Here is a 25,716-nt window from a genome sequence, read left to right on the forward strand (position 1 = left end):
TAAATACCCTCACTAAAAACTAATCAAAAACGCCAGCGCCCAGATGGCGCAAAGCGGAAATGCCTCATGAGACCGTCACTGTTCGTCTCACAACCATCATCAAAAACCTCATCCCAAACCAAAGCCAGCATCCGGCCTTCGTCTCGCTCCGTATTTGGCGACAAATTGCTTTGCCGCCAGTATTTTGTGTTTATGAACGTTGAGCCTTAGCCAAGTCCTGAGAACAGGTTTGTAGAGAGATAGCGTTCCGCGAACGATGGGACGATTGCCACGATCGTTTTTTGTTTGTTGGTCGCACGTTTGCCAAGCTCGAGAGCTGCATGGAGCGCTGCGCCTGCTGAAATCCCGATGGGAATACCTTCTATCGAGGCACATCGCCGAGCCGTCGTTATAGCGTCACGCTCTGCGACTTCGATAATTCCATCCAGTGCCTTTAGATCTAGTGTTTCAGGACAGAAACCAGGTCCTATACCCTGAATGCCGTGTGGTCCTGGTTCATCCCCGTTTAGAATTGCGCTCTCCTGGGGTTCTACACCAAAAACCTTGAGCGTCTTTTTTCGTGGCTTTAGGCGGTGTGCAATGCCGGAAGCTGTACCTCCCGTTCCTACACCAGCAATAACCATATCCACTGCGCCATCTGTATCAATCCAAATTTCTTCAGCTGTTGTTTCTGCGTGTACCGCAGGGTTTGCCTCATTGGTGAACTGACTGGGCATCCATGCGTCTGGCAGGGTTTCGAGCAATTCTTCCGCTTTTTGAATAGCACCACTCATACCCAGCGTGGTGGGTGTTAGTTCAATTTCAGCTCCCATCAGGGCAAGCATTTTTCGACGCTCTATTGAGGCACCCTCTGGCATTGTGACGATCAGCCGGTAGCCCATTGCAACTGCGGCGAATGCCAAGGAAATTCCTGTATTTCCTGAAGTAGGCTCAATAAGAACCGTGCGGCCGGGTGTTATGATCCCTCTGTGGGTCGCATCCTGGAGCATGGCAACTCCTATCCGATCCTTGACCGAGCCAAGAGGGTTAAAAAACTCCAGCTTGAGCAGGACGCGGGCTTTAAGGCCATCCTGTTCTGTCAGGCGGGGTAACGCCACAAGCGGCGTTCCGCCTACAGTTTGTAAGAAAGATTCATACACGCGACCTCGCGGGGCGGAGAATGTTTCATGGAAGGATACGGAAGATGGAGCCTTTTTGATCATATATTTCCTCTATCAGAAAGTGTGTCGTTTTGCAGCGCCGTTCTTGGAGCGTCTGTTACAAGTCGCTTTGAAAGATTGACTTTTTTTAGAAAATATAACAAATTCACGAAAAATGATCGCATGATTTGATCAAAAGCCTCTTTTTGTCATTCTTTTCTGTGGATTTCCCGATGTACCTACGTCGCGACCGTGCCCTCACGGCTGTTTCCATCATGTTGGATGTTGCTTTTTATGCGGGGCGCGCAGGAGTTGTGAGTGGTGCCGACATTGCGCGCCGCGGTGATATGCTTCGACGGGGCATAGAGCCTGTCTTGCAGGCTTTGTCTCGGGCCCAGCTTCTCGATAGCATTCGTGGGCCTAAGGGTGGATATCGGCTGGCTCGGGCTCAGAGAACGATTTCTCTTAAGGAAATAGTGGAGGCTGCTACTCTGGCTGAGAGGGAAGCAGACGAAGAGTCACAGGGTAGCCGCCTGTTTCAAAAGGTTGTTGGGCCGTTCTGGCAGTCTTTGGATAAGGAAGTTTCCGAAAGAATGTCCGGAGTGACGCTGGATGACCTGATACGTGAGGCTGAGGATGCTGGTTTGCGACGCCCGAACCGCGCTCCCATCTCATTCTCAATTTAATGAAATGATTTAGTGAATAAAATAATTCACTAAATCACGATCATTTCTGTTGGATTTTCGTTTCTAATGAAGCATTCTCATTAATGTAATGACGAATCCTGGTACCTTTCTTCCGATTGCTCTTCGCCTTGATGATACCAAGGCTCTTGTTGTGGGGGGCGGCAACGTGGCCGCCAATAAGCTTCGCCTTCTTCTGGGGCGCTGCCCGGAGATCTGTGTTCTGGCTGCGGATACCTGCGATGAAATTCAGCTTTGGGAAGAACAAGGGCGCCTGTTGGTCGTTAAAGGGCAGGTGACGGACGCTCTTCTGGAAGAACGTATTCCACAGACACGCATTGTTTTTGCAGCGACTGATGACCGTGTTTTGAATCGGCGTGTGGCGCAGATTGCTCGGTCTTTTAATGTTCTTGTCTGTGTGGTTGACGAGCCGGAGCCATCCAGTTTCATCACGCCTGCTCTGGTCGACAGGCATCCGGTACAGGTGGCGATTTCTACAGGGGGCGCAGCGCCTGTTCTGGCGCGCAGACTGCGTCTTCAGATTGAAGCCATGTTGCCAAGCGGCTTGGGTGACACTGCGCGTTTCATGCACGCTCAACGCCCATGGATCCGTGAAGCTCTCCCCGATATGCTTGAACGCAAGCGCGCATGGGAGGATTTCCTGGATGGTCCGGGTTATGAAGCATCCTTAGGGGGGGATACGGATGCTGCGAGAGTTTGTCTTGAAGAAGCAATTACCCGCACGTCCTGTACGGGCGAAGCGTGGCTTGTTGGAGCTGGGCCAGGAGATCCGGACCTTTTGACACTGGGCGCGCTGCGTCTGATGCAGAACGCTGACAGTGTCTTATATGATCATCTGGTGCCTGCAGAAATCCTGGATCGCGTCCGTCGGGATGCAGATCGTGTTTTTGTGGGTAAGCGTCGTAGCCACCACACTTTGCCTCAAGACGAAATCAATGCCGAGATTATTCGTCGTGCAAAGCGTGGTGAGCGTGTGTTGCGTCTGAAGGGCGGCGACCCATTTATTTTTGGACGTGGTGGTGAAGAAATGGAGGCTCTTGTGGATGCCGACATACCCGTCCGGATCATTCCGGGTATTACAGCTGCAAGCGGCTGTGGGGCTGCGGCAGGTATTCCACTGACACATCGGGACTGTGCACAAAGTTGCCTGTTTCTGACCGGCCACGCCCGCACTGATGGGACACTCGACCTGCACTGGCCGAGCCTTGCACGGAAAGGTCAGACACTAGCGATCTATATGGGGCTTGCGCCACTCGGTGAGCTTGCGTGTCAGCTGATCGCGCATGGTCTGCCCCCTGATTGGCCAGCAGCGATCATCGAAAAGGGAACACGTGCAGACCAGCGTGTGATTGTCGGAACCTTGGAAACTCTGGCCGATCTTGCCAGTTCCGCTGAACTTCGTGGACCAGCACTCACGATTGTGGGGGAGGTTGTGAAGCATCGTCGTGATCTTCGGAACGTCACCGTTGCTGTGACCGCTGCCCAGTCCCCGCTTGCCGTACACCAGGAGATCTCTTGAAATGAAACGTCCAACCCGGCTGTCTGCAGGCGAAAAGCTCGTCCTGACAGCTAACCGCCTTTTGGATGGACAGATTGTTTGGCGGGATGCTTTCGGACAATGGTTACCTCAGATCCGCCACGCCGAGACGTATGACGCTGAGTCCGCGGAACTGGCACTTGAGAACGCGAAGCACAATGCTCAGCGTGATGGCGTTGTCGGTGTCTATGAAGTGGCAGTTCAGGACGGCTCAGCCATTGAGCCTGTGAGTGTTCGTGAGCGCATTCGGGCGCATGGACCGACTGTTCATCCACAGTTTGCAACGGAGGCGTAAGATGAACGCTCCTGTAGGTCATTATCAATATGACCAGATTGATCGTAATTTTCTTCAGTCACGCATTGAAGAATTCGAGAGTCAGGTGCAGCGTCGGATTGACGGAACACTGACAGAAGATGAGTTCAAGCCACTACGACTGATGAACGGTCTGTATTTGCAGCTTCATGCTTATATGCTCAGGATTGCCATCCCGTATGGTATTCTTGACAGCAGGCAGATGAGAAAGCTGTCGGATATTGCCCATCGCTATGATCGTGATTATGGGCATTTCACGACGCGTCAGAATATCCAGTTCAACTGGATACGTCTTGAAGACACGCCTGCCATTCTGCGTGAGCTTGCCGACGTGGATATGCATGCCATCCAGACGAGCGGTAACTGCATTCGCAATGTGACGTCTGACGAATTTGCGGGCGCGGCGGCTGACGAGCTTGTGGACCCGAGGGTCCATGCTGAAATTCTCCGGCAGTGGTCTACGCTGCATCCTGAGTTTACGTTTCTTCCGCGTAAGTTCAAGATCGCTATTTCCGGTAGCCCTAACGATCGTGTGGCTGCGCGTTTTCATGATATCGGCATTCTCGCGCGTCCCGGGGTGGACGGTACCGTTTTTCGGATTTTTGTTGGCGGAGGCATGGGGCGCACACCGATCATAGGGCAGGAAATTTTTGACGCTGTTCCTGAAGATCGTTTGTTGGCGACGCTTGAAGCTATTGTTCGTGTCTATAATGCTCATGGCAGGCGCGATAATATCTACAAGGCGCGGATCAAAATTCTGGTTCAGGCTATCGGCATCGAAGCCTATCGCGAGGCAGTGGAGGCTGAACTCGCCCTCATGAATCCTGATCACTACCGCCTTACGCCTGAAACCGTCGCGGCGATCCGTGCACGTTTTGCTGTGCCGGAACTTGTGGCGCCGGATAATGCGTCTGAAGTGCTTGCTCAGCAGCGTATCGCAGATCGTGAATTTGATCTCTGGGTGCGGAGCAATACCCACGAGCATCGCGCATCTGGGCACATAATTGCTGTTGTTTCCATGAAGCCGGCTGGCGGTATTCCTGGGGACGCAACGAGTGTGCAAATGAAGCGCCTTGCCGATTTGGCTGACGTGCATTCCTTTGGCGAATTGCGGATTACGCATCTACAGAACGTAGTGCTTGGACATGTTCGTCAGGACAGGCTGCACGATCTGTGGTTGAGCCTGAGAGAGGTTGGTCTGGCTTCCGCGAATGTTGGCCTTATTGGTGATATCGTAGCTTGCCCAGGTCTGGATTATTGCGCTCTGGCCAATTCACGGTCCATTCCGATTGCGCAAAAGCTTGGCGCGCGCTTTGGAAACGCGGATTTGCAGGCAGAAATCGGTGCTTTGAGCATCAATATATCTGGCTGCATCAATGCTTGCGGGCATCATCACGCAGGTAATATTGGCTTGCTTGGTGTGGATAAGCGCGGAGAGGAATTTTTCCAGATTACTCTGGGTGGTCGGGCTGATCAGGGTGCGGCTATTGGCTCCATCCTCGGTCCGGCTTTGCCAGAGGACGACACGGTAGACGCCATTGCGCGCATTGTGGACTGTTATCTTGGCAAGCGTACGGCTGGTGAAACATTCCTGGATACACTCTCTCGGCTAGGGGATGTCCCCTTCAAGGACGCTGCATATGAAGCTGTTTGATCTTGGGGCACGCGCCTCAAACTTCCATGAACAGCTTGTTCCCCTCGATGAATTACAGAATTTTCCGGATGCCCGTGCTGTGCTGCTTGAAGCAGAGCATGACCCTGAACGGTTGAAGCCGTTTTTAGCGCATCTGGAATTGGTTGTTCTAAGGTTTCCGATCTTCCGTGATGGACGCCCGTTCACACAGGCACGGGCTTTGAGAGAATATTTAGGCTTCAACGGTGAAATCCGGGCAGAGGGCCATATTCTTCCGGATCAGGCTGCTTTTCTGAAACGCTGTGGCGTGGATAGTGTTGTTCTGTCGGAGGGGAGTGATCCGGCGCTATGGGAAAAGCAACTCCATCGGTTTCATGAAGCGTATCAGCGAGCGGTCCTTCCGGAAGCGCCGCTTGGTGTTGGGCTTCGTGTGAAACCGAATTGATTTTGGACGTCCTGCAGGAATGTGGGACGCCCATTTTTATATTCCTGATCGAATTCTTTATAGATCAGGCCTCTGTCATACGTGTTTTATGCGCTTTTTCAGCCGTGCGAATTCGTCGAGCCTGATGAATGAAATACAGTTTGGCGCCGGACATTTTGGAAGAACGAAACACCAGATAAAGTGGTGCTGTGAGTGGTGTATTGGGTGCCAGTAGTACGTAGCTGACCCTGTTGATATGATGTTGATGCACAGACTGCGGCACTAGCGAGACGCCTAGACCCCCTGCAACAAGATTCAGAGCTGACATCAACTGCGGCGCTTTTTGTTTGATATTTGGTGTGAAACCAGCGCCAAGGCAGGCATCGATCACTGTTTTGTATAGGCCGTTATTGTATTGGCTCTGGTAAAGAATGAAGTCTTCATCCGCAAGATCTTTCAGCATCAGGCCCCCAGAAGGCTGAGAGCGTGCAAAGCGATGAGTTGATGGGAGGGCAACAACCATTGGCTCATCAAGAATCAATTCGACTGCGATGTCAGACAGGTCTGCAATTGATGTTCGGATGAATGCCGCGTCGATTGTGCCATCCCTGATTCCACCGAGTAGCAGGGTTGAATTTCCTTCCGTAAGCGAAAGAAGTACGTCAGGCCAAGCCTCACGAAATTCACCCAAAGCAGCCGGGAGGCTTGGATGGCACATTGCGGAATTTGTAAATCCGATGGATAGCTCTCCGCTTTCGCCTCTCGCGACACGTCGGACATCTTCCAGAGTATCCTCGACGCGTTCAAGGACTTCATATGCGCCTTTGATCATGCTTCGGCCTGCCGATGTCGGATGGACGCCGCGGGCGTGTCGTTCAAAAAGCTGGATGCCGAGATCTGTTTCAAGGGCGCGGAGCAGGCGTGTCAGTGGTGGTTGTTGTATTCCCAACCTCTCGGCAGCACGGGTCAGATTGCCTTCCTCGGAAATTGCAATCAGGGAACGCAGGTGTCGAAGTTCGAGCATGTCATACCTTCTGGGTATGGATAAAGTACGTGTTCTATATTGGTATCATTCCGCTTTCCCTTCTAGGGTCCGTTTGCCGTCGGCTCCCGGCTGGATTGTTACAATGAGCTCTGATGTCTGGAAAACCGGCAAAAGAGCCTGCAAAGAGGACCCGTTCCGATGACTCAAACCATTCCCGCCACCCTCATTTCCGGTGACGGAATCGGCCCGGAAATCATGTCTTCTGTGACGACTGTGATGAAGGCTCTGGATGCACCGTTTGTCTGGGAGCATCATGCTGCGGGTATGGGGGCATTGGAAGCCGAAGGGACGCCCCTACCGGAATCGACACTCGACAGTCTGCGCCGTACAGGGCTTGCGCTGAAGGGGCCTCTGACGACACCAGTCGGAACTGGGTTCAGATCAATTAATGTCACGCTGCGTCAGCAGTTTGGCCTGTATGCAAATCTTCGCCCCACGAAAACGATCGTTCCAGGAGGGCGCTTCGAAAACGTGGACCTTGTTGTCGTTCGCGAAAACATTGAGGGATTATATGCTGCGATGGAGCATTATCTTCCTGTCGGCGATGACCCGGAAGCTGTTGCCTATGGTGCAGGCTTCAATACGCGCGCAGAGTGCAATCGCATTGTTCGTTTTGCATTTGAATATGCGGTGGCGAATAATCGCAAGAAGGTCACTCTTGTTCACAAAGCCAATATTCTCAAAATTCTGAGCGGAATTTTCCTACACGAAGGTCGCCGTGTTGCGGCGGAATATGAAGGACGCATTGCGGTTGAGGAGCGTATTGTTGATGCTTGCGCAATGGAACTGGTTATCAAACCAGAGAATTATGACGTTATCGTAACAACCAATCTGTTTGGCGATATTCTCTCTGACCTGGCAGCAGGACTTGTGGGAGGTCTTGGAATGGCACCGGGCGCCAATATTGGTGAGAAAGTGGCCGTCTTTGAGGCTGTTCACGGCTCTGCCCCTGATATTGCGGGGAAGGGGGTTGCGAACCCGCTGGCACTCATGATGGCAGGCAGTATGATGCTCGCTCATGTGGGGCGTCAGGATCTTTCCGGGCGGCTGGATATGGCGATTGAACAGGTGGTCACCAGCGGTGGCATTCGCACACGGGATCTGGGTGGCACGGCGACCACGCAGGACGTCACGCAGGCTCTGCTTCAGGCGATACAGTAACTGGCGCTTCTCGCCTTCGACAGTAAATTTCTGCATACAGGGAATGTGAACACATGAAACAGATCGGATCTGATCTTCTCGAAAGCACGCGCGAGCTTTCTGTCGAGGGCCGCACATACCGGTATTTTTCTCTTCCGGCCGTGGTTGAGCGTGTGGGAGACTTCGCCCGTCTCCCGGTCAGCTTGAAGATCTTGCTGGAAAACCAGCTCCGTTTTGTGGACGGCACAACTTATACGGTTGAAGATGCGCATGCGGTTGCTGACTGGCTGAAAGCGGCGTCGTCCACGCGTGAAGTTCCGTTCAAACCTGCCCGTATCCTAATGCAGGATTTTACCGGTGTTCCGGCTGTTGTCGATCTGGCTGCCATGCGGGACGGTGTTGTGTCGCTTGGCGGGGATCCGCGGAAAGTTAATCCACTGGTGCCGGTTGATCTGGTGATCGACCACTCCGTTATGGTGGATGTGTCCGGTACGGCCGATGCTCTTGAGCGCAATGTTGCCATTGAATTTGAGCGCAATGCCGAGCGTTACGCCTTCCTGCGGTGGGGGCAGGAAGCATTTGAGCATCTGCGTGTCGTTCCGCCTGGTGCCGGTATCTGTCATCAGGTCAATCTGGAATATCTCGCGCAGGTTGTATGGACTGCCAATGTTGATGGCGTCGATTATGCCTACCCTGACACGTTGTATGGAACTGACTCACACACCACGATGGTGAATGGTCTTGGGGTACTGGGTTGGGGGGTTGGTGGCATTGAAGCGGAAGCCGCGATGCTTGGGCAGCCTATTTCCATGCTGATTCCCGACGTGATTGGTTTCCGCCTCGAAGGAAAGTTACCAGAAGGTACCACCGCAACAGACCTCGTCCTGACAGTCACGCAAATGCTGCGCGCGAAAGGTGTTGTTGGGAAATTTGTGGAATTTTTTGGTTCCGCGCTGGATTATCTGCCAGTTGCAGATCGCGCGACCATTGCAAATATGGCGCCTGAATATGGCGCAACCTGCGGATTTTTCCCGGTTGATGCCCTGACTCTGGATTATCTCCGCCAGACTGGCCGTGACGAACACCGTATCGCCTTGACCGAAGCATATCTGCGGGCGCAGGGCATGTTCCGCGATGCCTCCACGCCGGATCCAGTCTTCTCGGCTGTTCTGTCACTGGATCTTGGAACCATTCGCCCCTCTATTTCGGGACCAAAGCGTCCTCAGGACCGCATTGATCTTGCGCTTGCAAAAACCGCATTTGACTCTGCACTAACGGAGAGTTTGGGTGTGCAGTCGGCTGACACAAAAAAGCGTGTCGCCGTGGCTGGAGCTGATTACTCGCTTGGGCACGGCTCCATTGTAATTGCAGCCATCACATCATGCACAAATACGTCTAATCCGGCTGTTCTGATTGCTGCAGGCCTTATAGCGCGAAAGGCACGCGCTTTCGGGCTCAAGCCAAAGCCATGGGTGAAAACCTCTCTGGCACCAGGCTCTCAGGTTGTTACGGATTATCTGGATCGCGCAGGTTTGTCGGCTGATCTCGATGCGCTGGGCTTTGAAACTGTAGGGTATGGCTGCACAACCTGCATCGGAAATTCAGGTCCGCTAGCGCCTGCTATTGTTGATGCTATTGAAAATAATGGGCTGGTTGCGGCGTCGGTTTTGTCGGGTAACCGGAATTTTGAAGGCCGTATTTCTCCCAATGTCAGAGCTAATTACCTTGCGAGCCCTCCGCTGGTGGTTGCGTATGCTTTGCTGGGCACCATGTGCGAGGATATCACCACTGCTATTATCGGTCAGGCGTCTGATGGGCGGGATATTCGCCTTGCGGATCTGTGGCCAAGCAATGCTGAAATCGCCAGCCTTGTTGGCTCCGCAGTAACGCGTGAGGCATTTGTCGACCGTTATAGCCAGATTTCAAAGGGCACGAAGGAATGGCAGAATCTTGCAGTCGCCACGGCATCTGCAACGTACGATTGGCAGGAAAATTCGACTTATGTGCAGGAGCCGCCATATTTTGATGGCCTGACTCGGGAAGCCGTTTTGCCGTTGGATATCAAGGGTGCACGCATTCTCGCGCTTCTGGGCGATAATACCACGACGGATCATATTTCTCCTGCGGGCGCAATTGCGAAGGCATCGCCGGCTGGCGAATATCTGAGGCAGCATAACGTCGAATATCGCGATTTTAATTCATATGGCTCCCGACGAGGGAATGATCGCGTGATGGTGCGCGGTACGTTTGCAAATATTCGTATTCGCAACGAAATGGCGCCTGGGACCGAAGGTGGGATGAGTGTGCATCATCCCGATGGCGCAACCGGAACGATCTACGATATCGCAACGCGCTATGCTGCTGAGGGGACGCCGCTGGTTATTTTTGGCGGCAAGGAATACGGCATGGGTTCGTCGAGAGACTGGGCAGCAAAAGGAACAAGACTGCTGGGTGTTAAGGCAGTGATCGTCGAAAGCTTCGAACGCATCCATCGTTCTAATCTCATCGGTATGGGCGTTTTGCCATTGACGTTTGAGCCGGGAACAACGCGCAAGACACTGGGGCTTGACGGAAGTGAAACCATCGAAATTCATGGTATCGAGAAGCTCGAGCCTCGTGGGACATTACACATGACCATTATTCGTGCAGATGGGAGTACGGATAATGTACCTCTGATGTGTCGCGTCGATACGATAGATGAAGTGCTGTATTTCCGTAATGGTGGAATTCTACCTTTCGTTCTACGCGGCATGACAGCCTGATTTTTTAAAGAATATCGGAAATATCCTACTTTCCTGTTCGGGGCAGTGGGATATTTCCGAAAAATACTCATTACACACGGTTTCTAAAAAAGATGATCAAGAGGTTTTGACCGAAAAAAACCGCTTCACTCTTTCCACATATCTTTTCACAGCCCATCGTGAAAGCGTGTGACGATACGATTATTGTGCATGTATCGCAGAGGAGAAAGTGATGAGTAGCCAGAGTTTCTTGAGTGTACTGACAGGTTCGTTTTCGACGCCGAGTGCAGATAATCCTACAGTTGCCATGATGGAAGCCGCGTACCGTCATGCAGGTCTGGACGTGCGCTACATTAATTGTGACGTTAAACCTCATAACCTTGAAGATGCAGTCCATGGTGCGCGGGCAATGGAGTGGGCTGGTTTTAACTGTTCCATGCCGCATAAAGCAGCCGTTATTGATTTTCTCGACGATATTGAAAAATCAGCAAAAATTATTGGCGCTGTGAACTGCGTGGCGATACGTAAGGGAAAGCTTACCGGGTATAATACCGATGGGAAGGGCTTTCTCGCATCTCTCAAAGAAGTAGCAGAGCCGGAAGGAAAAAAAATTCTACTACTCGGTGCTGGTGGTGCAGCGCGTGCCATTGCAGTGGAACTCGCTCTGGCAGGCGCAAAACACATTCGTATTATCAATCGGGACAAGGCAAAGGCGGAAAAAATTGCTGACCTGATTGAAGACAAAACACACACTAAAGCCAGTGCACATGTCTGGAAGGGAAATGCAAGCGTACCGGATGATGTCGATATCATCATCAATGCGACTTCCATAGGCTTGGGAAACGCTGAAGCTATTCCTCCTGTAGATCTTGAAACACTGAAAAAAGGTCAGATTGTCGCAGACGTAATTCCTAACCCGCCTGTTACCCGTTTTTTACAGGAAGCAAAGAAACGCGAATGCATAACGCTCACCGGTCTGGGTATGCTCGTACATCAGGGAATTATTGGTGCAGAATTTTGGTTGGGAAAAACTTTGGATGCGACGGCCATGAAAAATGCACTTGAAGATATTTTCGGTGTGAAAAAATAAGCGTAAAGCCATTAATTTTAGAGCGCACACCATCTGCTTCATGTAGATGTGTGCGCTACTTTCGATTTCAAACCGTAATAATTCTAAAAATATGTCGCTCCATATGAAGTTTGATTAAATCTCCAGTTGATCCGGTTTTTTGGGGTGCAAGTGCCACATTTATGTTTGGGTGCGCCGCTCAATATATTTTTGAACACTCAATTTCAGTTCCGGGCGCAAAAAGCGATATAGGTTAATAAACTCGCGTTCGTTTTGTTGAACCAGTGTCGGAAAGTGGACTAGCCAACGTGAACATTCATTGGATTCCTGAGCTTATTATGGCGTCTGGATTTAGCCAAGTTGGAGAAGGACGCTCGTTGCCATGAAAACGCCTCTGTAGACGAAAAGTGCTCCAGTTCTGACAAGCTGAACCGGAGCACTATACGCTAATTTTTTGAGTATAACGATTAGGCTGTCAGGAGCATTTTGTCCTGCGGCCGTGGTGTCGTGACGATGTATGGGCCTGCTGCTCTGATCTGCAGGGCAAGTATTGCAACGCTGTTCGGTTGACGCTCACCTAATGGTAAAACCGCATTACCCGTGGTCCAGCGCATTTGGCCGTCTTCGATGTTGTTCCATCCTGCTAGATCAACGTTATCCAGATGAGACCTAATGTTGCGCGTCTCGTTACTTTCAAATAGCGTGATGCCTCCCACCAGTACCCCAAGCTCACGACGATCATCAACGAATGGGCCGATTACATCGCTTGGGCGACCGGAGTTTGATACAATTCGAACTTGCCGTACGCCTGTGGGGACCATGAACATGACACGGTCATCGCCTTTGCGGGCCTGATAAATCACTGTACCTGTATCGGTGAGTAGATGCAGGTCGGGGTCATTTGTCAGTATCGGCTGATGGCTTTGTGTGGTGCACTCTCCGATGCCTGCCCTGCTTTCAATTTTGTGAAAAAGCGGCTCAACAAACTCGCGAGAGACATCCAGTGGAGCTGAGGCATCGTCCCAGGTCGGGATGCGATGAGCATTGATGGAAACAATCTTGCCATTACGGCGCGAGAGGCCATGATTTTCGGTGTTCAAGAAAGATTCCGAACGGGCGCCGTTGGCTGTTAAAACAGCATGTTCTTCTGTTTCGATGTGAAAGACGTCGAAGCGGACCATCGAGGTATCGTAGAAAATCGAACGCCCATTGACCAGCATACGGGTGGGAACGAATTTACCATCAAGGAACATGCAATGCTCTGCGGTGACGAGTAGGTCCTGATAGGGAATGCCATCGGCAAGTGCATTTTTAAGAATACGTACTGGATAGCCTGCAAGATCGATAGGAAGTGACGGGTTTGCCACAACAGACTTTGAGCCGACCCAGACAACGGATTTCGTCACGTCTGAGTTTGCCGCGTTATCCCATGACATGAGCGTGTCACCAACGGATATGTCCTCGACAGCTTTCTCTCCATCGGGAGTGCGGATCATTGACCCAGAAAGATAACAAGGCGTTGTGCCCTTATAAGTAACAACGCCACCAGTGCTATCGCTAAAGGTTCCCGTGTATCCCTTTCCCACATCATAAGTGTAAGTATTTGAAGATCCAGTAATTGTTAGAATGCCAGTAGTTTTATTGTAAGTTGCTGTTCCTGTGACGTTCAGGTCAAGTTGGTCGCCTTGGCTAAAGCCACGGATAATTCCTTTAAATGTCGCACCGTTCGAGACATTAAGAGTGTTATTTGCACTGGAAAAATTGAATGTCTGACCAGAGCCGGTGTTTGTTCCCTGTAACGTCAAATTAGCATTGTTGGTGAGATTAACAGTTCCGCCTGAGCCAGTAAGAGCATTGGCAATAATAAGGTTGGCGTCTGTTACGTTTATTGTTCCATTATTCGTATAAGAAGAAGAGCCGCCTTGAATTTGAATATTACCAGCGCCATTGCCCTTTGATGTTATGGACCAGTTTCCTGTGTTCGCAAAGCCGCCAGAACCTACCTGTGTAATTATTGTGGAAGCTGCGGGAACACTGAAAGAAACAGAGCCTGAATTTGCTATTTGTTTGAAATTGAGATTTGTAGTTGATCCTGAGGATCCAGCAGAGTCATCTACGGAAAAAGAGCCGGTATTGTTAAAGGTCCCGCTTCCGTTTCCCCAGTTGGACGTCATTCCTGATCCGCTGGTATCAAGAACTCGAATGTTGCCTTCGTTTGTAAGATTTACAACGTAGGGAGCACTGATTGTTGAAGCGCCCGCAGACTCTAAGGTTATGCTTCCCGAAGAGCTGTTATTGATTGTTCCATACTGCAGGTAAACACTTGATTCGGAAGTCGTATTAGACTGATTGTAGGTTATTGACCCTGTATTGTTGAGTGTATTCGAAGACCCACTCCCCAGATAAAAGGTGTTCCCGGAGCCTACTGTTGAGGGAATATAGGAAATAATTCCCGCATTTGTTAGATTTCCATATATATAAACAGTATTAGCTGCTGGTGGCGTAAATAATAGCTGTCCTGATTTAGTGTTGGTAAGTGTGTTTGATGAAGAAGGGTTTACTGTAACGCTCGCAGTGTAGGTTTGAGTTGTGCTATTTGTCCCACCATTTTGGAAAGTGTCACTCATAACTGCTACATCCTTTTGAGGGTTTGCGAAGTCGAGCGTAAATGTTTTTTTTATCAAATCAAGAAAATACGTTATTTTTTTGGTAAATTTAATAAATTGACATTAAAATATTAACGATTTTTCCTTAATTTACAAAATGATTGTGTTACAATCGCTTATGGCCTGTTGAGTGTAATTGAAGTTCTGCTCTCATTCCGTGACGGGCATGAAATGGACCTGTTCCGGTTTTATGCGTGTTGACTGAGCGTTTTAAGCGTGACTCAGGAGGGGCGGGGTACCATGGCTGTGACGCACGCAGAAGAATTCTGCCATGGTGCGGTGAGAATTGCCTTGAGCCGCGGTCCGCTACTGAGGCAGGTGGCAACAGATGGAGGGTTCGAAAAAACCCTCTGGCTCTGAACGGTTGTCTGTGATTCCATTTCCTGTGTTTTGATTGAGGGAATGGCTCTATGAAACAGCTTGGTTTCTTTGATGTTGAAGAGCGGCTTGCTCGGCTGAGCGGGCTTGGTGATCAGCTTGAAGCGTTCCGCCCTGATCTGGAGCAGGCTTTGGCCTATTCAGATGGGAGTAAAGGCGAGCGTCCGCCGTTTGATCCGGTACTGATGTTCAAAACCCTGGTGATCCAGACGCTCAACAATTTGTTTGATGAACGGACGGAATATCTGATCAACGATCGCCTGTCCTTCATGCGTTTCCTTGGCCTGGGGCTGTCGGACCGTGTGCCTGATGCCAAAACACTCTGGTTGTTCCGTGAACGCCTGACGCAGGCGAGAGCGATTGAGGGTCTGTTCAATTGTTTTGATACAGCCCTGCGAAACGCAGGCTATCTGCCGATGTCGGGCCAGATCCTGAATGCAACATTGGTAGCCGCTCCAAAGTAGCGCAACACGAACGCTGAGAAAGCCGACCTCCGGGTAGGGCGTATTCCTGAAGACTGGCAGGATAAGCCATCCAAATTGTCCCACAAGGATCGCCATGCGCGCTGGACACTGAAGTTCACCAAAGCGAAGCGGCAGGATGACGGAACGATCCCCGCAACGGATCCTGCCGCCAGCGATGGCGCGCGATTGAGAGAGGGGCTGCTGGATAAAGCCAATATGGCCTCAAGCGTCTGGGCTGATACAGCGTATCGCTCAAAAGCCAATGAGGGCTTTGTCTCAAAGGTTTACACGAAGAAGCCGCATCTCAAACCCGTGCCACTCCATATCCAGCGGTCCAATGCAAGAAAATCGGTGATACGCTCGCGTGTCGAGCATGTCTTTGCTGATCAGAAATCGCAAATGGGTCTGTTCGTCCGAACTGTCGGCATCACCCGGGCCACCATGAGGATCGGACTGGCCAATAGTGTCTACAACATGCGCCGCTTGCTCTTCCTCGAAAGATTGAACGCAAACGCATAGCTATCCAGCGGGGGACAGCCCTTGATCTGCTCAAAACGCAGATCAAAAGTGACCCAAAGAACCGTCAATCAAAGCGCCAAAAGCCAAAAATCACCAGCCAAGCGCATCAACCAACAGTTCTTCGATCCCTCTACCTCTAAACAACTTGAAATGACATCAGAATGAAGTGCTGTTGTCCTGATTGAATTCTGACGTCTGACCATGGATGTCTGGCTGACAGGAGATGCATTGAAATCCTTCACTGTTCTGAAATGCATGACATGCACCAGAGCGGTCAGCGTTCTCGGCATTCCTCTGCGGACATAATGGAAATCGGGATGACGGGCTGATATCCGGTTCAATCTCTCATCGGAAAATCTCCGCATCAGGAGCAGGGCTGTTCCACCAAGGGCTTTTCGCTTTATCAGCCTGTGAGCTGTGGCAACTCTTGCATCGGACAGAGTGCCATAGCGTTTGCCTGCATGAATACTCGTATAACGGCTTCGGATGTCCCGGGTCAGTCCAATAAACGTCAGGCTGGTTTCGGGCTTTCCATAGTCCTTGGTGAGATATCGCGAAACAGACAGCACATCGCGGATATCCTTGATGGCGTCTGCCTGTCGGTCCACTTCATTTGGAAACGCCTGAAGGATCTGTTCCTCAAGCCAGGCTCTCTGGGAGGGGTCTACATAGAGCTGGATATGGTAATGCGGTGTTTCATCATTCTGGAGTTCCAGCGCTGTCATCCCCGGCAGGAGAATATCCTTCTCCCGGGCTTTGCGTCTGACACTTTTCCAGCGTCTGGAGATTTCGGCTTTGGCCTCTTCATAGGAACAGGCATGGTATGATCCGGGTAAGGTCAGGGTCAGAAACAGTCCCTGATAGTCCAGAAATCCCGTGGCGAAGTCGTGCAGGCTGTCGGCTATCGCCAGCGTGACTGCGTAATGTTTTTTGAGATGCCACTGACGTAAATCATGAGCAGACAGTCCGGTGTCCGGGTTCTGTCTGTCAGGAACGACGATGAACGTTTTGCTGGCTGTCAGTTTCTCGGCGTCAAAAGACTGTTGAATCCTGTCCCGTTCCGGGGAGAGGTCCAGAACCCTGCGGAGATTACGGCGTAACCTGTTGGCTTTGCGTGTGAGAACCTGTCCTGTGATTCGCTGGGTCTGTTTCAGCTCGTCATAAGATTGGGAGAGAAGGTTAAAGCCGGAAACGAGGTCTTCGGGCAGGGTTTCAACCCAGGCCACGACGTCCATGGCAACCTGTTCGGTTTCTTCAAAACAGGCCAGAAATTCGCAGTTTCCTGCGATCTTTTGGGTGATTACGTTCTTGTAAAAAACATGCAGGGGCAACAGTCTGCGCCAGATGTCTGGTCTGGTGGTTCTTATCCAGTGGTCTATCTCGTCATACTGCACATCATCCTGCATCTTTCCCCGTATAAGCGTGGAGAGAAGCAGAATGGTCTATAATGGTTTTGTCGCAGATACATGCCTTACTTCCTTCTCCTGAATGGTCTTCGGGATGTTCTCCAGTCCTGAGAGGGAAGTATAGCAGATGGTCTTGCAGTTTTGTTTCGAAGAGGGATTATTGTTTTCCCATTAATCTCTTCAGGTCCCAAAACTCAGGATATGACATGGAATCCGCAACACGTTTGAGGTTTGTGATATCCACGTCATCGAAATAGACGGTATTGCCAACCGACTTGTTCAAGCCTTCATGTCCGAGAAAATCATCAATCCATGACTCTCGAAGTCCACCGTCGCCATGTTCATGAATATTGCGGAGCTTGGTTGAGACGTTGTGCCGGAAAGAATGAAAAACCTTCTCCCGGCCAATGCCGAGGCGCGATTTAAAGCTCGAGAAATTTCTCTGGAAGATTCCGGACCGTTTCATGTCCATGCCTGTAAAATTCAGGTCCTTGAACAGATAACGACGTCGCTGGTTTTTAGCACGTTCGGCCATCTCTGCGAGGCCCGTATCCAGGAGGGGCTGACACAGGGGAACGATGCGAGCACCGGCTTCAGTCTTGGGGTCCCATGCTTCCCAGGGTGCGTCTTTATGAGCACGGTGGACCTGCACCACAATGCACCAGACATCCTGGATCTGGATGATATCCTGCGGTCGCAGTCGGCAGATTTCTTCCTCCCGCATTCCCGTATAGGACGCGATGCCGACAATCAGACCAAAAGTGGCCTGACTGATGGTTTGGAACGGCCATGGATTTTCGATGAGCGTTATCAGGTCATCGTTTGACCAGCGGATACGCTGTGTTTTTGCTGTGGTGTCGAACTTCCAGCCTCCAACAAACGGGTTGCGGTCAACCTTGCCGATGGGTTCATAATGGCGCCAGAGAGCAGACAGTCGTGTGAAATGGTTCTTGGTCGCTTTTCCTGAGATACGCTCCAGATTTTTCCTATTGGCTTCTGAGACCAGTTCAGCGACGGTCCGCATATCCTTGCGGTTTTTGCCGTAATTGACCGGCAGTTGCTCCATCATTGTTTTGAAATCGGAGGCATCTTCTCCCGCATAGTCGCGGATAGGTCTGTCACCACAGATTTCGACAAACCTTTTATACGTGTTGCGATGTTCGGCGATGACGGAGGGTTTGGCTTTCTTGGCCTTGAGGCTCAGGAAGGTTTCGGACGCTTCCGAGAACAGGGGGGAAGGCTTGGGGGCTGGAAGCTGAACAAGTTGTGTCAGCACGGCAACCTGCTCTGCGAGCTTTGTCAAAGCGACCTCGCCCGGGTTCCTTGCAGACTTGCCCAGTTTGTAAATGATATCTGTCAGGGCGTTGATTTCGGGACCAATCTTTTCAAGCACGCTGGAGACCCGTTGGTGGTCTTCCATCCTTGCCAGAAGATGCTCGGCATTCATGGTGTTATAGCGAGCTTTCAGAGCCTGAATCTCACTGTCATAGGTCTGGATAATGGACTGAAACAGGTCCTGCTGGACAGGATGAAGGTCCGAGGTGGAGAGAGCTTCCTGAAACGTCTCAATCACAGTGTTGAGCGAAGATGTTTCTTCCGGGTGAGACATGGCCAGACTGATGCACTCGAAAAGCTGAGAGGTCAGTCCATACATGGCACAGGCACGGGTTCTGGCAAGATTTCTGTTTGGCGTCTCAAGAGAATGCCAGATTTCCCGCTTTCCCAGAATCGGCCTGAAGCGGAGAGGAATTCCGCGTCTGAAGTGGAAACCGGATTGCAGACGAATCAGCACAACAGGGCTCGTTTTGTAGAAGCCCTTTGTAGAAGAATGGGGGCTCCGGGTTACTGAAAACCCTAAAAGCCGTTTATTTTCAATAACTTATATGTGGTGCGAGCTGCGGGACTCGAACCCAATGTTGCGGGACGTATCCCGCACACAAACCGTTGAAAATACGTCGAAAACGCCGACGCCAGTCTTTCCATTGCCATATACTCGTCAAGAGTCTGGCAGACATTCTGGTAACGTCAAGCCTCTCTTGAGAGCTCTCATTGTAGGCAGTCGCACGATGTGTGGAGACTGGACTCAAACGTTACAAAAGGCTTCAAGAATATCTGAGACTGTACGGTTAACGTGGTGGTCTCACATGACCCGCGTGCCCTGAAATTCCAGTTCTATTGGGACTAGAATAGAAAGCTGGCAGCGAACGAAATTATGAATGAACGATGGGACATATCATGAAAATTTCAGGTTTCGCACTTTCGAGCTTTCTTTTTGCCATAGCGCCTTTTTTGTCTGGAGGTGCGGCTTTGGCAGATGACATCCATATGGCCCAGACCCGTTTTGGTTTAGCAGATGGTTCCGACAATGTTCTCAAGGTGAATGGTCATCTCACTACTCCTGAAATCGACGGCAATAGTGGAATGTTTGTCGAAAAAATTACCCAGACAGCAGATGCGGATTATCTGCTTCTAACGGACGTCGGAGGAACGGCCTGTCCGGCCCTGTTCTCCATCGTGAAGGTAACAGGAACCTCTGCAACTCCGATGGCCTGGTTCGGGAATTGTGATGATGAACCACAGCGCGCTATCGTTCCGGGCAAAAGTGTGACGCTGACTTTTCCCGCTTTTCGTCCACTTCGTTTTAAGGGTACCCCCGCAGTAACGTATGTCTACGACATTCCCACGGGCGTTTTGAAGAGGGACGGCAAAGCCGTTCCAACAGCCTGCAAAGGTAAATGCGAGTAAGCTTTACCTTAATAGTTTTTGAATAATTATTTGCCTGTCTGGTGTGATGTTTCCGGGCAGGCACTCCACGGTGAAGAATTTATTTTAAGAAATTTGATAGCTCCTCTAATTTTCTTCTGTCGTTTTCTGAAATTCAGTTTCTGAATTGCTATCCTGTTTTCTGAGGTTCTCTTGAGCTGAGCCAGCAGTGTCGAATGGCTACCCAAGGGTAACCATTCGACAGCTGGCAAGGGGGAGTACCTCCCCCGTTGACCCCCACAAACGAAAAAGAAAACAGGATGCCCCGTTATGCCTATCGCCCCATCTCCATCCCGTCACCGGTCCTCTCGCCTCTCTGTTCGGGCTTCGCCCACAGAGCTTGAACGCTGGAACAATGCTGCGCATGCCCTCGGCCATGTCACAACGGCTGCATGGGTTCGAACCTTGCTGCACGATGCAGAAGTCTCTCATCGCTCAGGCGGCGACATTGGTTCCGAGATCCGTAGCCTGCGAAGCGATCTGTCCCGCATTGGTAATAACCTGAACCAACTCGCCCACGCCGCCCATCTTGGCGATGCTGTGGCCTGTGGTGATACGCTGGAGCACATCGACCGCCTCAAGGACCGGACAGATAGTTTGTTGAAAACCCTACGTCCCGTGCGTATCCGCCGCGTAAAACTCCCCTCTCATTCTGTTCCCGTGCACTTGGTGCACTGAACCGGCGATCAGGTCTTCGCAAGGTGCGATACGATGATTGTTCAAGAAACCAGAATTAAGAGCAGCAGCGGGCATCAGGCGGTTTCACGTCATGTTCTCTCGGGAGCCCAGAACGAAGCCATCCGTCGCATTTCGGGCAGCGACTATCTGCTCAAGGATTGGATGAAAGAAGCGAAACGCGAAGGCATTCGATACGGCCTGAGGCACATTGCGTTTAATCCCTCCGAGACGATGACAGATCAGCAGCTGTCTGACTTTGCAGGAGACATCTGCCGAGAACTTGAGGCTGATCCCGAACGAATGACCTTCGTGATTCATCAGAAAGACGGGAAAACCCACGGCCATCTCCTGCTTCCCGAGTGGCAGCAGTCTCACGTTCTCAGTAGCAAATTCTCATGGGTCAGGTTGGAAAAGCTGGCCCGTCTCGCAGAGGTAAAGTTGGGGCACGCTTTGGTGCCAGGAAGGCATGACAAAGCTATCGTCAAAGCCCTCAGAGAGTCCGGAGAGCATGACGCTGCCAGAAAAGTTGAAGCCCTAATTCCGACTGAGAAGACACCGCCTCCCGTTGCAGCCTACACGTCACAAGCAAGACGGATGGCGGAACGCCAGGATTTTGATCTTCCCACTGCTCGACGCGAGATCATGACGTTCTGGGAGAAGTCAGAGAATGATTTGCGGAAATTCAGACATTTTCTGTCGAGCAAGAACTGGCACATGCGGGCTGGAGACCGAACAGATCGCGGGCGTGAGGCCCACATCATCGAGACAGCTGATGGCGTGTTGATTGGGTCATTCACGCGACTGACGAAAGTCAGAATGAAAGACTTCCGACAGCTTCTTGAAGACGAAGCCTCCAAGAAGCCGCTTCTGGACCTGCGCCCAGTTGCTCAAAAGAGTGAAGCACGAGAGGCCAGACGGGCCTTCCTGAGCCAGCGGGAACATACAGACGAGACGAAGGCAGAACGACTTCGGATCCAAGAGCGTCTGCTCAGCATTGTGCCATTCAAAAACCCTGAGCGCCTGAGCCCCGGATTGCAGATCTATTTCAAGGACTGGAAGAGGGAGATGCAAGCGGCCCGTGCCGTTCTGAACGCCAGGCATCCGTTAGAAAAGAGATATGGGTCAAAAGTCTCTCTGGATATGCAGACGGCAGACGTTATGAAAATGATGCGACAGGGCTGGGCCAAGCTGAGGAAGGCGAATGCTTTGGTCGCAGAGGCCCGTAAAGCGCTCAATGAGCTTGAAGAGCGGAAATGGGAATTTTTTCGAAAACGAAAAATCTCAGACGCGGAAAAGGTATTGCAGGAGGCTTTAGCTCAACTGGCTGAAATCCTCAGATATTGTGTTGAATTCATTCTCTATCATCTCGGGTTAAGCAATCAAAAGCCTGCGCCGCTTCAGATCCCTGTTCCAGTAGAGCAGGAGATGGCCCGTCAAGATTATCTCGAGAGGAGGGCAGATCTTCTCAAGACTCTTCTTGATGAGAAGGCCTGCCGGGATTGGGTTAAGGGCCGATGCCGTGATGCGGAGCACAAACGCGCTCGCGTGATTGCACAATGGCACGAAGATCGTGTGCCAGAGGTGGAAAAAGCTGAGCAGATGGTCATGCAGCTTGAAACGCTCGCACGACTGCCACGCCGTATTCCTGGAGAGGTCAGGGCCCGTATTGAGACCCTCAAAAGGTGCGGTGACTTTCAAGGGACATTGAATGAAGTTAGGCTGTTTGACGCCATGCAACGACCTCTGGCGTTAGAAGAGTCGCCAAAAATAGTGTCTCATCAACGTTCTAAGATTGAGAGGGTGGCAACCCCCTCAATTCAAGCTGCTCTTTTGTAGTCATGCCAATCGGTTATGGATTGTATCTCCGGTCGCTTAAGGGGTTTTTAGAACCCTCCAGATGAGCGCCTAACGGCCGATAAAACCTTGGTGTTTATTCCTGAATTCCTATTCTGTAGTTGTAAAAACAAATTTTTGCACATGCAAAATCCACCCATTCCAAAATCAGGTGTTTTTGGGACAGCTAATTACTATCTCCTTTTGGGTCGACCCCTTTCATCGCATTCTCTATAGTCTTAACTCCATAATTAAGCCCGGTTGGACCAATTATTCTCTTTGCTGCATTTGAGAAATAATGTGAATCAACATTCTGATAATGAAGCCAGTAAAGTCTATTTAGCAATAAATGACTTACTGAAACTCTAACAACAGAAGAACCATTATAATTAGAAAATACTTGTTTTATAGATTCGTATCCCTTTTTGGGGTTTGACTCCATAAGCCATACGGCCTTCAGTACGTCTTTTAGGCCATCAGATTCTTTACAAGAAAAAATAATCGGGCTTAGAACCAGTACTCCCGCCAGAGAACAAATATTATTCATTATTCGAGAAATGGGCTCCATAATTAAATTTGTCTGAAAATAAGAAACAAAAACACCTATCTCTTTTTTTATTTTTGAAAACATTTCCTCATCAAAATCAGATTCGTTCATAAACTTTTTTATATTATCATAAGATAATATTTCTTCTTTGAATTTTTTAAAATCTATTTTTAATCTGTTTATAGTCCAAATATTCGCAAATTTATCATTGCAATCCAAACAGGATTTTATAATTCTCTCTTTTGAATTCTTATTTATAGACTCAGATCCGGAACCAATAAGAGTAAGAGTAATCACAGATGCTCGCGACAAACCATCAAGAATATAAAATTCTTCCTGAACATTTTCTTCAAGATTTTCATCGTCATCTTTTTTTCTTTGATTCAAACCACTAATAACATGATTTTGAGTGTCAAGTATTCTTTGCTTTTCTACTCTTACATTCTTAGTAGAATCTGCCTTTTGTAATTTATCAGCTATTTTATTAATATTTTTCGATACATCTGCCATATTCAAGGTATTAATAATTGAATTTAAATCAGTTTTCTTATGAAAGAAAACATTCTGATCTCCATATAATTCTATAGATAAATTTGTATAAAAATCAGAGTAATCGCATACGGAGTCTATAACATTTTCACTGGGACCCATTTCGCAATATAAATCAAATGAGTAAATATCAAAATTCTCTAATTCAGGATTAAAGTATTCTTGCGCTAATGAATCATTTTCCTTCAGGGAGCATGCTATTAAATAGCTCTCCAAATAAGGATGAGAGAAATATACATTTCCTCCTAAATTGTGAAGAAGTCCAAATTTAAAAAAAGGACTGATAAACTCTGATTGATCTATTTCATAGCCATATTCATGCAAAAATTCAGATGAAATTTTCGCTAAATCAGTATCTTTGATGTAACTAAATTTATTTTCTATTTTATATTTACAAATTCTAGACAAAAATCTTTCTAATGTGGTTCGACTTAAGTTCAAAGAAGTTGGATCATAAGCTACTATAAGACTCAGAAGACCCTGAACTGCAAATTGAATTAGCTCGGCTCTTTTATTGGCATTTATAAGAGCTATTAAGGTATCTTCTTGAATTAGAGTAAAATAAGAAGGGTCAACCTCAATTCTAAATTTTCTGAATGTATTTTCAAGCCTAATCGCCACGGACTCCGCTTTTGACGGTGTCATATCGAAGGTCTTCTCAAGAAAAATAGCCGTTTCAGAAAAAGAAATTCTTTTCGTTGTATATTCAATTGTGTTTGTATCACTCAGAAAAGAGTCTAAAGTTCCTGCTTTATCTTCTATTTTTGACAAAATTACAACGAAGTTAGTTGATTCTATTATTTGATTTTTTAAAAATTCATTTTTTGTTCGGGATGAAAAATCTGGCTCTTCTATAATATAGACTTTTTCAAATAATTCATAATTTATATTATCATCTTTTAGATAATTCGGCGAAAGCTTATTAAAACTTTTTCTTGGAGGAGAAACATCTTTTCCATCTATTAAAATAGGAAGAATTTGCTTATCTCCAATTTGATTTCTTATCAAATAGTAAGACAAATATATTCCAAGATTAATTCCAGAAAATGTTCTCGGTATTCTAACAAATATATTTCTATTTTCTTTTAATGCCTCAAGAACACCTTCTGGCTGGTTTATATTACCATCAGCCGAATTTGCACCTGAAACAAATTTTTGGACACGAGGTAACGGAAAATAGAAAGTGTCAGACTTAGAACTAAAGGAGGAACACACCTCCCTTAGACGAATTTTTATTTCATTATCGAGACGTGGAACAATATCGCTAGTTAAGTCAAATTTTTCTCCTATATCTTCGCCTTCGTCAGATTTTTTTTTTAAAAAATCAAAGAATTTTACATTTTCCATTTGTCGCTTCAGAAGACTAATTGCATTCTGCATAGCTAACGTGCGGAATTTACCAGAATTTGATGTCTCAACAGAATTTTTATTTCTATCTGCCATATCACTAATACCACGAATGGCTATAGATGGAATTTTAGCTTGTTCACACCAACCAAAAACTCCACCAGATTCAGTTTCTATAGCAATAACTTTTCTATTTATATCTTTTAATTTCTCATTAAAGGCATTACTAGCTGAAACTGGCCCACATACTATGGGGCCAATATGTAAACTATACTGTATTTCTTCATTTATAATTCCTATTAAATTTTCATTTTCTTTTGTATCAACTTGCCATTTATTGTATATAGGCTTTAGTTCTGGGTGGACCTTCAAGAATCTAAACGATGTAATGTACTCTGCATCCACCATATAGAAATCTGGAGAAAATCTTAATTTTGTCTCTTCATCTCGTTCGCTAAATTTATTGTTGTTTAATACGTCGATAATTTCGTTTGATACACATACGTCGCCTATTTTTACGTCGTCTGTGATTCCGCCAGCAATTCCTATTACTACAACAGCATGAGGTTTGAATTTTTGAACTGCTACGTCGACCGCAAGTGCAGAGCTTTTAGCTCCCATTTTATTAGAAAGTACTGAAAACAAACGAATCGAATCATTGCCGGATTCGTGTTCAAATAAAAATTGTGTAGTAGTGGAACTATCATGAATAGGTGGAAATTTTTCTAAAAAAATCTCATACTCTTCGTCCAAAGCTATTGTCGCTAAAATTCTTGGTTTTTCATTTTCATTCATTGCAGTAGACACCTTTTGAAACAATA

General features: G+C 48.7%; 17 protein-coding genes and 1 pseudogene. 12 read left to right on the plus strand and 6 right to left on the minus strand.

What is annotated here, in order from left to right:
* Positions 1–206 precede the first annotated feature (206 nt).
* Positions 207–1,202 (minus strand): cysteine synthase A, encoded by a 996-nt coding sequence (gene cysK / locus GWA01_RS12380; RefSeq protein WP_146798531.1) that lies wholly within the window; start codon positions 1,200–1,202, stop codon positions 207–209.
* A gap of 170 nt (positions 1,203–1,372) precedes the next feature.
* Between cysK and GWA01_RS12385 the strand changes: the two genes are divergently transcribed.
* From GWA01_RS12385 to GWA01_RS12405, 5 genes are all read left to right on the plus strand, one after another.
* Positions 1,373–1,825 (plus strand): RrF2 family transcriptional regulator, encoded by a 453-nt coding sequence (locus GWA01_RS12385; RefSeq protein ID WP_146798534.1) that lies wholly within the window; start codon positions 1,373–1,375, stop codon positions 1,823–1,825.
* 79 nt (positions 1,826–1,904) lie between these two features.
* Positions 1,905–3,362, plus strand: coding sequence for a siroheme synthase CysG (gene cysG / locus GWA01_RS12390; protein ID WP_186819575.1), 1,458 nt, complete (start codon positions 1,905–1,907; stop codon positions 3,360–3,362).
* 1 nt (position 3,363) lies between these two features.
* Complete coding sequence (locus tag GWA01_RS12395; protein ID WP_146798538.1) at positions 3,364–3,675, plus strand: DUF2849 domain-containing protein; 312 nt, start codon at positions 3,364–3,366, stop codon at positions 3,673–3,675.
* A gap of 1 nt (position 3,676) precedes the next feature.
* Entirely contained in the window at positions 3,677–5,347 is a 1,671-nt protein-coding gene (locus GWA01_RS12400; RefSeq protein WP_146798540.1) for a nitrite/sulfite reductase, read from the plus strand.
* Positions 5,334–5,771 (plus strand): DUF934 domain-containing protein, encoded by a 438-nt coding sequence (locus tag GWA01_RS12405; protein ID WP_146798542.1) that lies wholly within the window; start codon positions 5,334–5,336, stop codon positions 5,769–5,771. Before GWA01_RS12400 ends, GWA01_RS12405 begins: the two co-directional genes overlap by 14 nt.
* A gap of 64 nt (positions 5,772–5,835) precedes the next feature.
* Here the strand turns inward: GWA01_RS12405 and GWA01_RS12410 are convergent, their stop codons facing one another.
* Positions 5,836–6,774 (minus strand): LysR family transcriptional regulator, encoded by a 939-nt coding sequence (locus GWA01_RS12410; RefSeq protein WP_146798544.1) that lies wholly within the window; start codon positions 6,772–6,774, stop codon positions 5,836–5,838.
* A 159-nt stretch (positions 6,775–6,933) separates the two neighbouring features.
* Here GWA01_RS12410 and GWA01_RS12415 point away from each other — a divergent pair, with 159 nt between their 5' ends.
* The 3 genes from GWA01_RS12415 (at position 6,934) to aroE (ending at position 11,766) form a co-directional block, all read left to right on the plus strand.
* Positions 6,934–7,956, plus strand: coding sequence for an isocitrate/isopropylmalate dehydrogenase family protein (locus tag GWA01_RS12415; protein WP_146798548.1), 1,023 nt, complete (start codon positions 6,934–6,936; stop codon positions 7,954–7,956).
* A 53-nt stretch (positions 7,957–8,009) separates the two neighbouring features.
* On the plus strand, positions 8,010–10,697 hold the full coding sequence (acnA, locus tag GWA01_RS12420) for an aconitate hydratase AcnA (RefSeq protein WP_146798552.1): 2,688 nt from the start codon (positions 8,010–8,012) through the stop codon (positions 10,695–10,697).
* 211 nt (positions 10,698–10,908) lie between these two features.
* Entirely contained in the window at positions 10,909–11,766 is an 858-nt protein-coding gene (gene aroE, locus GWA01_RS12425) for a shikimate dehydrogenase (RefSeq protein WP_146798556.1), read from the plus strand.
* A 446-nt stretch (positions 11,767–12,212) separates the two neighbouring features.
* Here the strand turns inward: aroE and GWA01_RS12430 are convergent, their stop codons facing one another.
* Positions 12,213–14,372: a Hint domain-containing protein gene (locus tag GWA01_RS12430; RefSeq protein ID WP_146798559.1), complete on the minus strand. Its 2,160-nt coding sequence runs from the start codon at positions 14,370–14,372 to the stop codon at positions 12,213–12,215.
* Between the two features lie 449 nt (positions 14,373–14,821).
* Here GWA01_RS12430 and GWA01_RS12435 point away from each other — a divergent pair.
* Positions 14,822–15,772 (plus strand): annotated as a pseudogene (locus GWA01_RS12435) (IS5 family transposase).
* A 68-nt stretch (positions 15,773–15,840) separates the two neighbouring features.
* On the opposite strand, the gene GWA01_RS12440 reads toward GWA01_RS12435, so the two are convergent.
* Both GWA01_RS12440 and GWA01_RS12445 read right to left on the minus strand, forming a co-directional pair.
* Entirely contained in the window at positions 15,841–17,178 is a 1,338-nt protein-coding gene (locus GWA01_RS12440) for a replication endonuclease (protein ID WP_228118647.1), read from the minus strand.
* A 157-nt stretch (positions 17,179–17,335) separates the two neighbouring features.
* Positions 17,336–18,970, minus strand: coding sequence for a tyrosine-type recombinase/integrase (locus tag GWA01_RS12445; protein ID WP_146798571.1), 1,635 nt, complete (start codon positions 18,968–18,970; stop codon positions 17,336–17,338).
* A 443-nt stretch (positions 18,971–19,413) separates the two neighbouring features.
* On the opposite strand from GWA01_RS12445, the gene GWA01_RS12450 reads away from it, so the two are divergent.
* From GWA01_RS12450 to GWA01_RS13285, 3 genes are all read left to right on the plus strand, one after another.
* The gene (locus tag GWA01_RS12450; RefSeq protein ID WP_146798573.1) at positions 19,414–19,923 is read left to right on the plus strand and encodes a hypothetical protein; all 510 of its coding nucleotides are present in this window, start codon (positions 19,414–19,416) and stop codon (positions 19,921–19,923) included.
* 288 nt (positions 19,924–20,211) lie between these two features.
* Positions 20,212–20,619: a MobC family plasmid mobilization relaxosome protein gene (locus tag GWA01_RS12455; RefSeq protein WP_146798575.1), complete on the plus strand. Its 408-nt coding sequence runs from the start codon at positions 20,212–20,214 to the stop codon at positions 20,617–20,619.
* Between the two features lie 33 nt (positions 20,620–20,652).
* Positions 20,653–22,455: a hypothetical protein gene (locus GWA01_RS13285; protein WP_228118648.1), complete on the plus strand. Its 1,803-nt coding sequence runs from the start codon at positions 20,653–20,655 to the stop codon at positions 22,453–22,455.
* 184 nt (positions 22,456–22,639) lie between these two features.
* Here the strand turns inward: GWA01_RS13285 and GWA01_RS12465 are convergent, their stop codons facing one another.
* Positions 22,640–25,690 (minus strand): phosphorylase family protein, encoded by a 3,051-nt coding sequence (locus GWA01_RS12465; protein WP_146798577.1) that lies wholly within the window; start codon positions 25,688–25,690, stop codon positions 22,640–22,642.
* Positions 25,691–25,716 lie beyond the last annotated feature (26 nt).

Origin of the sequence: Gluconobacter wancherniae NBRC 103581 (assembly GCF_007988885.1) — a bacterium.
Classification (GTDB): Bacteria; Pseudomonadota; Alphaproteobacteria; order Acetobacterales; family Acetobacteraceae; genus Gluconobacter; species Gluconobacter wancherniae.